Source organism: Vibrio sp. L5-1 (assembly GCF_021728315.1).
Taxonomy (GTDB): domain Bacteria; phylum Pseudomonadota; class Gammaproteobacteria; order Enterobacterales; family Vibrionaceae; genus Vibrio; species Vibrio splendidus_K.
This window is the reverse complement of the sequence record NZ_JAKKCQ010000002.1, coordinates 1,087,321-1,102,132: the sequence shown is the minus strand read 5'-3', so window position 1 is coordinate 1,102,132 and position 14,812 is coordinate 1,087,321. Positions and strand designations below refer to the sequence as shown.

Below are 14,812 nucleotides of genomic sequence, written 5' to 3'. Positions count from 1 at the left end.
AAGCCCCGCTCAATGAGAGCGGGGCTTTTTTGTTTCTGATGATAAGTGCTTTGGGCTATCTGATAACTTGGCTAGAAAGATCTTTGATTGGTGTTAAGTCTCATTTTTTCTTTTTACTCGTGCCGAATTGGCCATCAGTTTTCAATCTTTAATATAGATCATATATAATAATACAATATTATTTTATTGTTCTGACAACCTACATTATGACGACATAAAGGAAACCCAATAATGAAGCCGTCTTACCTTAGCCTACTGACTGCCAGCCTTTTAGCCGCTCCCGCTCTTGCTTCTAATCACGATATTGGTCAACAGTTCAATCTTGACCCTGCAAAAGCACCAGCACAAAACTTCGATTTATCTAAATGGAAAATTAACTTACCGGAGCTGACGACTGAAGGGTCTAGAAAAGGTAAAACGCTGGAGATTGGTAAAAAGGAACTGTCGAATGTAGACACGCCTTACGTTCACCCTAAATGGTTCTACACGGATGCTGAATCTGGTGCGATGGTGTTTGTGGCTCCGAATACAGCTCCAACGACGCCAAACAGTAAAAACACGCGTAGTGAGCTAAGAGCGATGCTAGCGGATAGCTACTCTGCGCCGAGCAACAACTTCGCTATTTCAAGCCACGAGAACGCTGAAGAGTTTGGTTCTATCGGTGGGCAGATGACGGCGACACTTTCTGTTGATCAGGTGAGTACCAGCGGTAACTATAAGAAAACTGGTGCATTCTCTGTGGTTATTGGTCAAATCCACGGCTCGGATAATGAACCTCTGAAAATTGTTTACCGTAAATTGCCAGAGCACGAGCATGGTTCGTTAACGTGGAACTATGAATTAAATCCGCCAACAGAGATGAAAAATGCGAAGGATGAAAATGGTAAGAAGCTTCGTAAAGACATTCGCCATGATGTATTTGGCCAATACAATCTGAAAAAAGGCAGCTCGGATCCTACTGATGGTATCAAGTTAGGTGAAGTATTCTCATACGATGTGAATATCAAAGATAACATCATGCACTTAACCTTTACGAAGAATCCAAACTCAGCCGATCCTATTGTGAAGACGTATGATGTTGACTTGGCAAAGGGCAAATATCAGGGGCACGATATCGATCTTGGCTATGGTCAAGATTGGATGTACTTCAAAGCGGGTGCGTATAACCAGTGTAATACTAAGAAGTCGAGTTCCGCCTGTGAGTGGCGTGGTATGGAAGCGGGTGACTACACCCAAGCAAGCTTCTACCAGTTAGTTCTTAATCAATAATATTGTCTAATCAAAAATATTGCCGAATCAATAACGGTTCGACGCGCTGTTAGTTGAAAAAAGACCTTCCATATGAAGGTCTTTTTTTATGCGAGATAGAATAGGGAGACATTTTATTTATGAAGATGAACGCGTGAATATGTCAACTTTCGAGCCTTAAGCAGTAAGGGGTAAGCCACTTTTTACCTTTAAGTAGAAAGATAGGGGGAAAAACAGATTTTTTTTACCTATTTCCCTTGAAAATTAGTTTGCAGCCCTTATCTATGGTGCATACGAAAGCAAAATACATTTGCATTTAAATTTTGTGTATTAGGGTTGAATCCCTGATTACTACCCCCCACATAGTGGGTATAGCAAAAAACTAAATAGAATTTATTCGGAGAAAGCCTGATGGGTCGAATCATTGGTATTGATTTAGGTACTACTAACTCTTGTGTTGCTGTTCTTGACGGTGACAAACCACGCGTATTAGAAAATGCTGAAGGCGAACGCACAACAGCATCGGTAATCGCATACACTGAAGGCGAGACGCTAGTTGGTCAACCTGCGAAACGTCAAGCAGTTACTAACCCTCAAAACACGCTATACGCGATTAAGCGTCTAATCGGTCGTCGTTTTGAAGATGAAGAAGTTCAACGCGATATCGAAATCATGCCTTTTAACATTGTTAAAGCTGATAACGGTGATGCATGGGTTGAAGCGCAAGGCCAAAAAATGGCGGCTCCTCAAGTATCTGCTGAAGTTCTTAAGAAAATGAAGAAAACAGCTGAAGACTTCCTAGGCGAAGAAGTAACTGGCGCAGTAGTAACTGTTCCTGCTTACTTCAACGATGCTCAACGTCAAGCAACGAAAGATGCTGGCCGTATCGCTGGTCTAGATGTTAAACGTATCATCAACGAACCTACTGCTGCTGCTCTGGCTTACGGCCTAGACAAGCAAGGTGGTGATCGCACTATCGCTGTATACGACCTTGGTGGTGGTACATTCGATATCTCTATCATCGAAATCGATGAAGTAGAAGGCGAGAAAACTTTCGAAGTTCTTTCAACTAACGGTGACACTCACCTTGGTGGTGAAGATTTCGATAACCGCATGATCAACTACCTAGTAGATGAGTTCAAGAAAGAGCAAGGTATCAACCTTAAATCTGATCCACTAGCAATGCAGCGTGTTAAAGAAGCAGCAGAAAAAGCGAAAATCGAGCTTTCTTCTACTACTCAAACTGACGTAAACCTACCTTACGTTACTGCTGATGCGACTGGTCCTAAGCACATGAACATCAAAGTGACTCGTGCGAAGCTTGAGTCTCTAGTTGAAGACCTAGTTCAACGTTCTCTTGAGCCACTAAAAGTTGCTCTAGCAGATGCTGACCTATCTGTAGGCGAAATCACTGACGTTATCCTAGTTGGTGGTCAGACTCGTATGCCTATGGTTCAAGCTAAAGTAACTGAGTTCTTCGGTAAAGAACCACGTAAAGACGTGAACCCTGACGAAGCTGTTGCAATGGGTGCTGCTGTTCAAGGTGGTGTACTAGCTGGTGAAGTTAAAGACGTTCTTCTTCTAGACGTTACTCCTCTATCTTTCGGTATCGAAACGATGGGTGGCGTAATGACTAAGCTTATCGAGAAAAACACAACTATCCCTACTAAAGCGGATCAAGTGTTCTCTACAGCTGAAGACAACCAAAGCGCAGTAACTATCCACGTTCTTCAAGGTGAGCGTAAGCAAGCGACTTACAACAAGTCTCTTGGTCAGTTCAACCTAGAAGGTATCCAACCAGCACCACGTGGCATGCCACAAGTTGAAGTAACATTCGACCTAGATGCTGATGGTATCCTGAACGTATCTGCTAAAGATAAAGCGACGGGTAAAGAGCAGAAGATCACTATCCAAGCATCAGGCGGTTTGTCTGAGGAAGAGATCGAAGCAATGGTTCAAGAAGCAGAAGCTAACAAAGAAGCTGACAAGAAGTTCGAAGAGCTAGTAACTGCACGTAACCAAGCTGACCAAATGATTCACGGCACTAAGAAGCAAGTAGAAGAAGCTGGTGAAGCTCTACCTGCAGACGAGAAAGCTAAAATCGAAGCAGCTATCGAAGCTCTAGAATCAGTTAAGTCTGGTGACGACAAAGAAGCTATCGACGCTAAAGTTCAAGAACTTATGCAAGCAGCTCAAAAGCTAATGGAAATTGCTCAACAGAAAGCTCAAGCTGAACAAGCTGGTGCTGACGCTGGTGAACAACCTAAGCAAGATGACGACGTTGTTGATGCAGAGTTTGAAGAAGTTAAAGAAGACAAAAAATAATTTTTCGTCGCTATAACACGTGATTTCTGCGTCGAAGGTACTCACTTACACTTGTAAGCTCCGTGCCTTCTCCTTGAACTAACGTGTTTTAGCTTAGAAAAAGTCGTTTTTCGATTTCTAAAGATACGGGCGTCAGAGGTAACTCTCACGCCCGTAAATTTGTATTTAGACTTGTCGATCTAGATAATAGCTTTATTCGGCATTTCAGCCGGCAGAACTTTTATCTAGATTGATACATAGACTACTGAAGTGATCATTCGGTAGTAGCAATTATTTGGTGACCTAGAACATGTCAAAACGTGATTTTTACGAAGTATTAGGCGTAAGCCGCGATGCATCAGAGCGCGATATTAAAAAAGCGTACAAACGCTTAGCGATGAAATTCCACCCGGACCGTAATCAGGGTGATGACAGCGCAGCAGACAAATTTAAAGAAGTAAAAGTAGCGTACGAGATCCTAACCGATTCTCAAAAGAAAGCAGCTTACGACCAATACGGCCACGCAGCTTTTGAACAAGGTGGCATGGGTGGCGGCGGTTACGGCGGCGGTGGCCAAGGTGACTTCGGCGATATCTTCGGTGATGTGTTTGGCGATATCTTTGGCGGCGGTCGTCGCGGTGGTGGTCAAGCGCGTGCACAACGTGGTTCTGATTTGCGTTACAACATGGAGCTTTCTCTAGAAGAAGCCGTTCGTGGTGTATCTAAAGAAATCGAAGTACCAACTCTTGTAGAGTGTGATATTTGTGACGGTAGCGGCGCGAAAGCGGGTTCTTCTGCACAAACGTGTGGTACTTGTCATGGCCACGGCCAGGTACAAATGCGCCAAGGTTTCTTTGCGGTTCAACAGACTTGTCCTACTTGTAACGGTAAAGGCAAGATCATCAAAGACCCATGTAACTCATGTCATGGCCAAGGTCGCAAACAGAAAACGAAAACGCTTAACGTTAAGATCCCAGCAGGTGTTGATACTGGTGATCGCATTCGTCTATCTGGCGAAGGCGAAGCAGGGGAGCACGGCGCTCCAGCTGGCGACTTGTACGTACAAGTACACGTAAAAGAGCACAACATCTTTGAGCGTGACGGCAATAACCTTTACTGTGAAGTGCCAGTAAGCTTCTCTATGGCTGCTTTAGGTGGTGAAGTTGAAGTTCCAACACTAGATGGCCGTGTAAACCTTAAAGTGCCAGAAGAAACACAAACGGGCCGTATGTTCCGTATGCGTGGCAAAGGCGTGAAAGGCGTTCGTGGCGGCGGTGTGGGTGACCTAATCGTTAAACTAGTGGTTGAAACACCGGTTAAGCTAAGCTCTCGCCAGAAAGAACTACTGCGTGAATTCGAAGAAACATGTTGTGGTGAAGCGGCAAGCAAGCACAAGCCAAAGTCTGAAGGTTTCTTCAGCGGTGTTAAAAACTTCTTCGATGACCTAACTAAGTAATTGATAGTGATTTGAAATTTTTAAAGCCTGCTAGTGTGCAGGCTTTTTTGTATCTGTAGATCAGAGAAAAGAAGACCAGAGAAGAAAGAGTCGAGATTTCTCAGATAAATTATCGAGCCCTTTGGTGGTTGTTCTTGTTACTTCCAACACGCTTCTGGCTCTGAAACACCCGAGTGGTGTAATTCCAATATATCGGTATTCGAGTCTAAACATTCATCATTCACTTGCTGTGAAAGTGGTTCTGCTTGAATGGCATAGGTTGTACTACTCGCCGAAATTGCTAACGTGTATCGGCTGGTGTCGGTACCGCAAAACAAACATGTCCCTCCGGAAATAATATTCTCCGCTGCGGATGCATAGTTCCCCGTGTACAGCGTCTCTATTTCCAGTTGAATCTTGGTCATGTCGGCCATTGCAGTGACTCGATGCGCTTTGATTACATGGTTTGTATAACTTGGATAGGCAATGGCGCCGAGTATCCCCACGATGGCGACAGCGATCAATAATTCGATCAATGTCATCCCTCTAATGCTTAAGTTGTTGTTGTTGCATATATTTCTTCGAATCATCGCGAGTAGTTTCCTTTAATATCTCTGCCTATTTTTCTCCGGTGGTAGCATCGGCGCAAGATTAAATACGGTTACGAGCGGTATTACATAGGAAATTGGGAAATGACTCGCGGGTTTACTTTATTAGAGCTTTTAATCACGGTGTCGGTGTTATCGATACTGATAGCGACGGCTGCCCCGAGTTTTAGTTCAGTAACGCAAACTGTGAAGATGCAGCGATTGGCTAGCGAGTTGAATGGTTTCCTTATTCAGGCCAAGTCAGAGTCAGTAAAAAGGAATCAAGATCTTTGGGTTCATTTCTCGATGGAAAAGAATGAAGTGCAATCAACTGGAGATTGGACTGTTTGGTTAAAACCAACCGAAGATCTCTCCGGCGAAACGCTGGTGATGCTATCGGGTCAACAGTTTCGAGATGTCTCGTTTTCTCATAACTACACAGGCGCAAGAATTAGCTTTGAGAGTGTGAGAGGAAGGCCAGCAAGAGGGACGATTTACCTTTCTCCTAATACAGCTTCAACCGATCGGATGTTGATCAAATTATCCAGCCCGCCGGGGCGAATTAAGGTGTGCGGTGAATCGAGTGCACAGTATGGCTATGATGCCTGTTAAATCGACAGCGGTAGCTCCTAGCAAGCAGCAAGGCACATCATTAATTGAGTTAATGGTGGCGTCTGTGATTGGTGTGTTCGCGATTTCGATTATCGGTAGTGTCTTTATAACAGGGCAGAGAATAGCCAAAGACAAAGGCATTGAATTATTGCTGCTACAAAACCTAACAAGCACGATGCAGGTGATGAAGGAGGATATCCAACGGGCGGGCTACGATGGCTCTAATGGTTACTCAATCAAGCTGTCTGGAGCGAGTAACACCATCCAAGTGAGTGGCGGTGTTGCCGTTGGGTTTGTCTATTTCAGAGAGGGCTCGAACGGAAACAAAGATAATCGAAATATCGTTTATCGGAAAGATGGAACCAAGCTACAAATTTGTGAGAAGGGCACCACTGTATCTGAGGCGATTCCTACTTTTAATCAGGTTACTGGATGTTACTCACTTTTCGATGACAGCCTGATCGAGGTAGACGCATTCAGCGTTGATGCTCAGTTATTAGAGCAGAACTCTATTAAAACCACGCTTACCGATATCAGCATTACGGCTTCAATTCCAACCGCAGGTGTTACCAAATCGGTTTCGGTTTCCGTTAAACAAAGGAACTGGCAATGATGGTGTTTAGAAAGCAACACGGCGTGGTGACCTTATTGATCACATCGGTGCTTTTAATTGGTGCTTTAGTGGTGACATTAGGTACGTATCGCAGTGTATTCCATCAAATTAAAGTAGCTCAAAATGAGGTGCAAGGAAGGCAAAATCACTGGCGTTCAGAAGGTGGTTTAGAGTGTACTTATTCCTATCTACGTGAGCTCGATAAAGCCATTTTAGATATCAAAGACGCGAGTGCACGCCCTGCCGACTTTTCTGATTGGTGTTCTCCATATGACAACGCCCCCCAAATTGAGGTTTCGGATAGTGCGAGTTCCATTGCTTATATTGTTGCATCTACAACCGATACACAGCTGCTATCTAAAACCATTCGTGAGAGCTCTCAGTTAGGAAGTGGGGCGATTCAATCAACAGGGCCGATTGAGATCATCGGTACATTGAGCCTGAAGCCTACAGTTAAAGAAGAACCGATTAGTGGTAATGAATATGAATGCGTGAGTGTTACTTTTGCCGACCTTTTTACTTACCAATACGATTCAACACATGGTGATTCAGGACAAACGTTAGGCTTAGAAGTGCTTGACCCAAGTGCGGATGGTCCGTTTTCTGGTTTTGATGGCGTGTGTGATAGCGACTATAAGACGGAGATCCCTAAAGGCAGTTCGGGAAGTAGTTATTCAATCTATGCGCCTGATTCCTATCAAGGAACGAATCCGCTTCCCTTCAAAAAAGATTTTAATCCTGATCCTAATATGAACCCGTTTTATACCTTTTTTGGTATCGCTAAAACGGATCAAAATATTGTCGACTTATCTCAAGACACTGACCTTTTTAAGCACGTACAGATACTGAATGCGACAGAGTGTGGCACCGAAATCATGGACCATTTTACTCCTGGGCAAACCAAGGGATTGTGGGTTGAGGGAAATTGCTATATCAATTCAGCGGTTGCCGCCGCCAACAATCAATCTCAACTTCTAGTGATTCAAGATGGTGTGCTCGCGTTAAATGGTGCCATGACTTACAACGGTGTGATTTATCATTTGGTCGATTATCAAAAGAGTCATGTTAAAACTCGTATAGATGACTTCTGGGAAGCGCTTGTTACTCCTAATGTATTTGCACCTTTTATCAAAGACATCGATGACGCTACCGTCCTGAAAAATAGTGTCGGGATTCAATTTGCTTCTGGTTTACCTTCAGGTGGCCTTATCTTCGATTCGCCACTTGGGGTGACAACGATTGTGGGTGATATGGATTTGGATTTTCGTTCAGAGTCTAATCCGAGTGATCCGCCTTCTATTTATCAATGGAAGCGAGGATCATGGAATGATTTCTAAACACTCAGGTTTTAGCCTGATAGAGGTTCTTATCTCTTTTCTATTGATCGGTGTAGCTTCTTTAGGGTTGGTTAAGCTGCAAGTTTATGCGGAACAAAAGTCGGACTTTGCGCTTCACAGTGTAGAGGCACTTCACTTTGCTGAAAGGCAAATGGAATATTATCGAACGCGAGTCTCGGATGTGAGTGGGGCAGTAGGGCTTATTCCTTTTTCGCAACTCAATCAAGCGAACTATTGTCTCAATACGGCAAGCTCAGATCCTTTATCCGGTTTGTCGGACTCTGGATATGCGATGACTTGTGAGGTGGAGAATGCTGCTGGCGCTTTGTCGGGGGCGTTAAAAAGCATTACTGTTTCCGTTGCATGGCAAGATCGTATGAACCGTTCGCAAAGCATTTACCTCGAGACTATGCTCTCCAAATACAGTGAATTTGATTGATCTATTAAGCAAACGTTTACTGCATGCCAAGGCCTAAGCATCCTCTTTACTGATAGTTTTCACTCCTCGGACATTGTTTACGTGCCAGTTAAAACTCTGTATATGGAATGGTGTTTTTTGTGTTTTTATATTGTTGCTGTTGTACAGTATTTTTGCAAAATATGTCTCCATTTATGGAAAATGATGTGGAACCTTGTGCTTTTTAACAGCGACTTTAATAGAATATGTGCTGTACCAATAGGCCATGGTCAAAACTTTTATTAGGCCTAAACAAACAACATCACATATGGAGTTACAATGAGTAACCAAGCTGTAAAAAAAGCACCATCGACTGAGAAGATCAGTGGGATGGACCGCTTTCTAAACTTCATTGAACGCGCCGGCAACAAAATTCCAGACCCTGCAATTCTGTTCTTCTGGGCTCTAGTTATCGTATGGGTAGCATCTGCACTTTTATCGAATCTTTCATTCGACCTAATCAACCCTCAAACGGGTGCTGCTCTAGAAGTAAACAACCTATTAACTGGCGAAGCGCTTGCTAGCTTCCTAGCGAATATGGTTACCACGTTCACAGGCTTCGCACCGCTAGGCATCGTACTTGTTGCTATGCTAGGTGTTGGCGTTGCTGACTCTTCAGGCTTCATTACGACTGGCCTTAAGAAGATGCTGAACTTCACGCCAGCTAAGCTATTAACGCCAATGCTAATCCTTGTTGCTATCGTGTCTCACACAGCAGCAGATGCAGGTTACGTTCTAGTAATCCCTCTTGGCGGTATTATCTTCCACGCAGCGGGTCGTCACCCTCTAGCGGGTATTGCAGCAGCGTTTGCTGGTGTATCAGGTGGTTTCTCAGCGAACTTCATTCCTTCAGGTATTGACCCGCTACTAGCAGGCTTCACTCAAACAGCGGCAAACGTTCTTGACCCTGCATACGTGGTTAACCCTCTAGCGAACATTTTCTTTACTGGTTTGTCTTCAGTTCTCATTGTTGGTATCGGTTGGTATGTGACAGAGAAGATCATTGAACCTCGTCTTGCAAAAACACCTGTAGATGAAGATGCTGAACAAGCACCGGATCTAGGTACGTTCACGGCGATTGAATCTAAAGCATTCAAATTTGCTGGTTGGGCAATGGTTGCGGGTATTGGTCTGCTTATCGCAGCTTTAGTTCCTGAAAACTCAGCACTTCGTTCGCCTGAAGGTGAGCTAACAGCGTTCTCAGCGCCAGTAATGAAGTCTATTGTTCCTCTGATCTTCATCCTGTTTATCATTCCGGGTATCGTCTACGGCCGTGTAGCGGGTACATTTAAGAATAGCAACGATGTTATCAAAGCGATGTCTGAGACAATGGCAACGATGGGCGCATACATTGTAATGTCGTTCTTCTGTGCTCAGTTCCTTTCTGCATTCGCTCAATCAAACATCGGTACTATGCTGGCGCTTTACGGTGCTGAAGGCTTGAAAGCGATGGATCTTCCTGGTGAAGCAACGGTTGTTGGTATGATTCTACTAACGGCTGCAGTTAACCTTCTTGTAGGTTCTGCTTCAGCTAAGTGGGCACTGATTGGTCCTATCCTAGTTCCTATGCTGATGGTTGTGGGTATCTCTCCAGAGCTATCTCAAGCGGCTTACCGTGTAGGTGATTCAGTTTCTAACATCATCTCTCCACTGATGGTGTTCTTCCCATTGGTTGTTGTTTACTGTCAACGTTACGTTAAGTCGACAGGTATCGGTACTCTAGCTTCTCTAATGATGCCATTCTCGATTGCTATGCTAATCGGTTGGTCAATCTTCTTGCTAGCTTACTGGGCTCTTGGTATCCCACTAGGTATCCAAGCTCCTTACACTTACACAATGTAAGATAAGTAACGCTAAGTAATAAAAGTAAAAGTTAGTAAGATAAAATCATCGAAGCCCGCACCGAAATATGCGGGCTTTTTTTCGTTATTTTTTTCCGTTTTTTTATCCAAGATGTTTATAGCCAAGACTTTCTATATCCAAAACTTTCTATATCCAAAACTTTTTATATTCAAAATAAAGGCACTCAGCTTATACTCCGGATTACGGCTAATTGTTGGCCGGTAAAATTAGGAAATCCAAGCCACATGAAGATTCTGCTTTTAGTAGGGTTAATTGTTTTAAATGGTCTGTTTGCCATGTCTGAGATTGCACTGGTAGCAGCAAAAAATAGTCGGTTGAAACGCTTGGCCGAAAAACATCGCTCCGCTCAGATTGCTCTTGAGCTCAAAGAAAACCCAACCCGCTTCCTTTCAACCATTCAAATCGGTATTACGGTAATCGGCCTACTCAGCGGTATCGTGGGCGAGGCTACGCTATCAGCTCCACTTGCGGTTCAACTTGAACTGTGGGGATTCGACCCAACACAAGCGAATATTTTGTCTACTGCGGTAGTCGTTGTCGGTATTACTTACTTCGCGATTGTTGTGGGTGAGTTGGTACCAAAGCGTTTTGCTCAGTCTCAAGCTGAAAACATTGCTGTGTTAGTCGCGCTACCAATCTTCTGGTTATCTAAAATCGCAACGCCGTTTGTGTTTGCGTTGTCTGCGTCAACCGAAGGCATCTTAAAGCTGATGGGGCGTGGCGGTGAAGAAGATAGTGTCACTGAAGACGATATCCATGCACTGGTGAAAGAGGGCTCAGAATCTGGAGTGATTGAGCGCGGCGAGCAAGAGATGATTCGTAATATCTTGCAGCTTGATGATCGCCTTGTAAGCTCATTGATGACGCCACGTCGAGATGTCGACTTTCTAGATATTGAGCAACCTGTAGAGCAGATATTTAAGAAACTGCGCTCTTCAAAGCACAGTGTATTTCCATTGTGCCAAGATCACCTCAATAAAGTGGTCGGTACGGTGTCGTCCAAAGCCTTGCTGAATCAGGCAGGCAATTTAAGTATTCAAGTTATCATGGGGCTGTCTAAGTCGCCGATCTACGTTCCAGAATCGATGAAGGCACTGCGGCTACTTGGCTACTTTAAAGAGTCGGGTACCGAGATGGCATTCATTGTCGATGAATATGGTGATGTGCAAGGCCTTGTGACTCATTATGATATTCTTGAAGCGATTGCAGGTGAGTTATCCAATAACCCCAATGACCTATGGACAGAACAAGTGGAAGACGGATTGCTGGTGGATGGATTAATCCCTATCAGTGAGCTCAAGAACCGCTTAGAGCTGTCAGAGTTAGAAGGGGAAAGCGAAGGCTTCCAAACATTGAATGGCCTTGTCACTTGGCTGATTGGGCGTTTACCCGATACGGGAGAAGTGGTTCAGTGTCAGCAATGGCAGTTTGAAATCATCTCGGTTGAGAACAACCGTATCGTGAGTGTTAAAGCGACAAGATTAGTCAATGAGCTAGGCGATGATGTTAGTTAGATAAGCCGCTAGCGAGAGATTAAACGAACAAGCCAACGCTTGTTGTTCATTATCTCTTTATTGTTCATTATTACTAAGATTAGGTATGCTTCTCCGCATACCTTTTTTTGTTCTTATCCTTTGTTTTCTGGAGTTCCCTTTGTCAGACCATCAATTCACCCCTCAAGATGAAATCTTCATGCGACGCGCCATTGAGGTTGCTAAGCAAGCAGAGAAAGAGGGAGAGGTTCCCGTTGGTGCTGTGTTGGTGAAAGAGGGGGAGATTATTTCTGAAGGTTGGAACCGTTCGATTGGCAGCCACGATGCCACGGCACACGCAGAAATCGAAACCTTGCGTAAAGCTGGCCAAGCCTTGGAAAACTATCGCTTACTTGATACCACCTTATACGTCACGCTTGAGCCTTGCCCAATGTGTGCTGGTGCCTTGTTACACAGCCGAGTGAAGCGGATTGTCTTTGGTGCACCTGACTTAAAAGCGGGTGCTGCGGGTACGGTATTGAATCTCTTTGAAAGCCAAGCCTCATACCACTATGCCGATGTTGAGCATGGCTTATTAGAAGCAGAATGTCGTGAGCAGTTGCAGGCGTTTTTCAAGCGTCGTAGAAAAGAGATAAAAGAAAAACGGAAGCAAGACCGTCTGTTGGAAGAGCAGTGTTTAGAATCTGACAAGGCAAGTAATAAGAATAAGGTCAGTAACAAGAACAAGGTCTGTAACAAAAAATAGCAGCAAGCTTTCGGCACTCTCTATCGCAAGAGTGCCGCAGAAAACTTACTCGGTATATTTACTCAGAAAGTATCTGCATGAAAGCACGGTTGCGCCAAATGATTTTCTTCTTATTATTTGAAAGCATACGCTTACGACGGTTTGCAGCAACGGTCTTATCAAGGCGCTTCGATTTCAGTTTACTCTTCATCATTTCAACGATTTCCTATTTGTCGTCTGGCTTTGTAATTATGACTTCAGTTTTAATTATAGTGGTTACTTGTTTATGATCTCTGCCGCGAACTTAGCGATACTTTTTGAGTAACCATCGCGATTGTCAGTGTCTGAATACAACAGAACATCATGGCGCTTATGGTGTGTCGTTATAAAGTTCGATTGTTACTGCAATATGACACCTAAAATTTAACGGTCACTTTGTTGGTTTAGTTTCTCAATGCGAACTAGCCAATACGAACCAGTGGCTCATGTATAAAAAAAAGAGCAACGCTATATAGCATTGCTCTTTTTATTTATTTGGAAGACTCAGCTTCGTCGACAGCGGATTCAGCCGCACTGATTGTCGATTCAGCGCCCGAGATCTCTAAAGGTGGGATAACCACCAAACCTTCGAGGCTCGCTTCTTCTTCTTTATTTCGCTTATTCACATGACCAATAATGCTTTGGTAATAACGGCGAATATTCTCAACGTAATTCCTTGCTTCATCACCACGCGCATAGCCGTATCGAGTTTGGCTGTAGTACTTCTTTTGTTTCAATAGAGGAAGTCGATCTTTTACATCACCCCAAGCGTCAGGGTTGCCGCCTTGTGCTTTGGTTAAGCGACGTGCATCCATCATGTGACCGTAACCTACGTTATATGAGGCGAGGGCAAACCAGATCTTTTCATGTTGAGTAATTGAGTCAGGAACTCGATTCACGATACGACGTAAATATTCCACGCCACCTTGTACCGACTGTTTCGGGTCAAGACGATTGGTTACACCTACGCTCTTTGCGGTTGGCAACGTCAACATCATCATGCCACGAACACCTGTAGGAGAACGCGCGACTGGGTTCCAGTGTGACTCTTGGTATGCCAAAGCTGCGATTAAGCGCCAATCAAATTCTTGCGAGTATTTCTGAAATAGTGGCGACCATTTTGGTAGCTTGCTGTCTAGAGCGCGGATAAAGGCACGAGTATCGACATAATCGAAGGTGCCGATATGGCCAATATATTTCTCTTCTAGTGAAGCGAGTTCACCAGACTGCTTTAGGTTACCGAAAAACTCAATCAGCAGCGCATAAAGGCTTTCATCTTCAGACTTCTGTAAATACCAAGAGATCGGTTGGTCTTCTGTAAGTTCAAAAGCCAAAGCCACGTCTGGGTATAAACGTTGTGCGAGTGACAGCTCAATCGAATCCGCCACAGTAAACAAGCGTTCCCCTGTAGAGACTTCTTTTAGCAGGTCGTTGATGTCAGCATTGCCGATCGCATCGTAGATAAAGTCATCGTGCGTGTTTTGCAGCTGTTTTAGTGTTGGCTCAAAGTGTGAGTCTTTCACTACAACCAAAGATGGCGTCAATGTGTCAGTAGACGCTACCTCTTCTGGTTCAGTTTGTGCTTTTACGAAATCAGCCTGACGCTCATTCTCAAACTTGATCAGTTGCTCAAGGTTTCTTGGTCGCCACTGACCTTTTTTGTACACGACTTGTTGGCTTACATAGTAATAAGCAGGTGCAGCGCGATACGCACGTGTCAGGTTGTTGTTTTGTGTTAACCCAGTAGCGATAAGATCGATTTCGCCTTTCTTCAACGCAGGGAATAGGCCGGATAAGCGGTATGCAGGTTTAACTTCAAGCTTTACACCAAGCTCTTCAGCAAACTCGCGAGCTAACTCGTAGTCCAAGCCAGCAGGACCATCTGGACCGATGTAATAAGAGAGTTGGTTATTCAGGGTGCCGACACGAAGAACGCCACGCTCTCGTATCTGCTCAAGGACACTTTTAGGTTCAGATTCAATCTGGCATCCAGCCAACCCAAATAGGGCAATAGCGAGCAGAAGGAACTTAGACGAAAAGATGAGCGTAAATTTAGGCATCAAAATGAAATCTCGAAAAGTGGAAGCCCCTTTATACCAA

The 14,812-nt window shown here is 44.2% G+C and carries 13 protein-coding genes; 10 read left to right on the top strand and 3 right to left on the bottom strand.

Features of this window, described 5'->3' with window-relative positions:
* Positions 1-231: 231 nt before the first annotated feature.
* The 3 genes from L3V35_RS11785 (at position 232) to dnaJ (ending at position 5,008) form a co-directional block, all read left to right on the top strand.
* Entirely contained in the window at positions 232-1,269 is a 1,038-nt protein-coding gene (locus tag L3V35_RS11785) for a polysaccharide lyase family 7 protein (protein ID WP_237299757.1), read from the top strand.
* Positions 1,270-1,659: 390 nt separating this feature from the next.
* Positions 1,660-3,573 (top strand): molecular chaperone DnaK, encoded by a 1,914-nt coding sequence (dnaK, locus tag L3V35_RS11780; protein ID WP_004735165.1) that lies wholly within the window; start codon positions 1,660-1,662, stop codon positions 3,571-3,573.
* A 289-nt stretch (positions 3,574-3,862) separates the two neighbouring features.
* Positions 3,863-5,008, top strand: a complete 1,146-nt coding sequence (gene dnaJ / locus L3V35_RS11775) for a molecular chaperone DnaJ (RefSeq protein ID WP_004735166.1) — start codon at positions 3,863-3,865, stop codon at positions 5,006-5,008.
* A 137-nt stretch (positions 5,009-5,145) separates the two neighbouring features.
* Here the strand turns inward: dnaJ and L3V35_RS11770 are convergent, their stop codons facing one another.
* Positions 5,146-5,577, bottom strand: coding sequence for a type IV pilin protein (locus tag L3V35_RS11770; RefSeq protein WP_054548065.1), 432 nt, complete (start codon positions 5,575-5,577; stop codon positions 5,146-5,148).
* 102 nt (positions 5,578-5,679) lie between these two features.
* On the opposite strand from L3V35_RS11770, the gene L3V35_RS11765 reads away from it, so the two are divergent.
* The 7 genes from L3V35_RS11765 (at position 5,680) to tadA (ending at position 12,694) form a co-directional block, all read left to right on the top strand.
* Positions 5,680-6,186, top strand: coding sequence for a GspH/FimT family pseudopilin (locus tag L3V35_RS11765; protein WP_237299755.1), 507 nt, complete (start codon positions 5,680-5,682; stop codon positions 6,184-6,186).
* Entirely contained in the window at positions 6,167-6,799 is a 633-nt protein-coding gene (locus tag L3V35_RS11760) for a hypothetical protein (protein ID WP_004735169.1), read from the top strand. The genes L3V35_RS11765 and L3V35_RS11760 overlap by 20 nt, the downstream gene beginning before the upstream one ends.
* Complete coding sequence (locus L3V35_RS11755) at positions 6,796-8,136, top strand: hypothetical protein (protein ID WP_054548063.1); 1,341 nt, start codon at positions 6,796-6,798, stop codon at positions 8,134-8,136. The genes L3V35_RS11760 and L3V35_RS11755 overlap by 4 nt, the downstream gene beginning before the upstream one ends.
* Positions 8,126-8,575: a prepilin-type N-terminal cleavage/methylation domain-containing protein gene (locus L3V35_RS11750; protein ID WP_017079902.1), complete on the top strand. Its 450-nt coding sequence runs from the start codon at positions 8,126-8,128 to the stop codon at positions 8,573-8,575. The genes L3V35_RS11755 and L3V35_RS11750 overlap by 11 nt, the downstream gene beginning before the upstream one ends.
* 297 nt (positions 8,576-8,872) lie before the next feature.
* Positions 8,873-10,435: an AbgT family transporter gene (locus L3V35_RS11745; RefSeq protein ID WP_065607463.1), complete on the top strand. Its 1,563-nt coding sequence runs from the start codon at positions 8,873-8,875 to the stop codon at positions 10,433-10,435.
* 245 nt (positions 10,436-10,680) lie between these two features.
* Complete coding sequence (locus L3V35_RS11740) at positions 10,681-11,970, top strand: hemolysin family protein (RefSeq protein ID WP_054548062.1); 1,290 nt, start codon at positions 10,681-10,683, stop codon at positions 11,968-11,970.
* A gap of 85 nt (positions 11,971-12,055) precedes the next feature.
* Positions 12,056-12,694 (top strand): tRNA adenosine(34) deaminase TadA, encoded by a 639-nt coding sequence (tadA, locus tag L3V35_RS11735; protein WP_171329468.1) that lies wholly within the window; start codon positions 12,056-12,058, stop codon positions 12,692-12,694.
* Positions 12,695-12,752: 58 nt separating this feature from the next.
* On the opposite strand, the gene L3V35_RS25460 is transcribed toward tadA, so the two are convergent.
* Together L3V35_RS25460 and mltF are read right to left on the bottom strand one after the other, a co-directional pair.
* Positions 12,753-12,887 carry a hypothetical protein gene (locus L3V35_RS25460; RefSeq protein WP_004735176.1) on the bottom strand — a complete coding sequence of 45 codons (135 nt, stop codon included), beginning with the start codon at positions 12,885-12,887 and terminating at the stop codon, positions 12,753-12,755.
* 316 nt (positions 12,888-13,203) lie between these two features.
* The gene (gene mltF / locus L3V35_RS11730; protein ID WP_237299753.1) at positions 13,204-14,772 is read right to left on the bottom strand and encodes a membrane-bound lytic murein transglycosylase MltF; all 1,569 of its coding nucleotides are present in this window, start codon (positions 14,770-14,772) and stop codon (positions 13,204-13,206) included.
* Positions 14,773-14,812 lie beyond the last annotated feature (40 nt).

Excerpts from the sequence above, each read along its gene's own strand:
- L3V35_RS11765 (WP_237299755.1), top strand. The coding sequence starts at position 5,680 with ATGACTCGCGGGTTTACTTTATTAGAGCTTTTAATCACGGTGTCGGTG.
- L3V35_RS11740 (WP_054548062.1), top strand. The coding sequence starts at position 10,681 with ATGAAGATTCTGCTTTTAGTAGGGTTAATTGTTTTAAATGGTCTGTTT.
- L3V35_RS11760 (WP_004735169.1), top strand. The coding sequence starts at position 6,167 with ATGGCTATGATGCCTGTTAAATCGACAGCGGTAGCTCCTAGCAAGCAG.
- L3V35_RS11745 (WP_065607463.1), top strand. The coding sequence starts at position 8,873 with ATGAGTAACCAAGCTGTAAAAAAAGCACCATCGACTGAGAAGATCAGT.
- tadA (WP_171329468.1), top strand. The coding sequence starts at position 12,056 with ATGCTTCTCCGCATACCTTTTTTTGTTCTTATCCTTTGTTTTCTGGAG.
- dnaJ (WP_004735166.1), top strand. The coding sequence starts at position 3,863 with ATGTCAAAACGTGATTTTTACGAAGTATTAGGCGTAAGCCGCGATGCA.
- L3V35_RS11785 (WP_237299757.1), top strand. The coding sequence starts at position 232 with ATGAAGCCGTCTTACCTTAGCCTACTGACTGCCAGCCTTTTAGCCGCT.
- L3V35_RS11750 (WP_017079902.1), top strand. The coding sequence starts at position 8,126 with ATGATTTCTAAACACTCAGGTTTTAGCCTGATAGAGGTTCTTATCTCT.
- dnaK (WP_004735165.1), top strand. The coding sequence starts at position 1,660 with ATGGGTCGAATCATTGGTATTGATTTAGGTACTACTAACTCTTGTGTT.
- L3V35_RS25460 (WP_004735176.1), bottom strand. The coding sequence starts at position 12,887 with ATGATGAAGAGTAAACTGAAATCGAAGCGCCTTGATAAGACCGTTGCT.
- L3V35_RS11755 (WP_054548063.1), top strand. The coding sequence starts at position 6,796 with ATGATGGTGTTTAGAAAGCAACACGGCGTGGTGACCTTATTGATCACA.
- L3V35_RS11770 (WP_054548065.1), bottom strand. The coding sequence starts at position 5,577 with ATGATTCGAAGAAATATATGCAACAACAACAACTTAAGCATTAGAGGG.
- mltF (WP_237299753.1), bottom strand. The coding sequence starts at position 14,772 with ATGCCTAAATTTACGCTCATCTTTTCGTCTAAGTTCCTTCTGCTCGCT.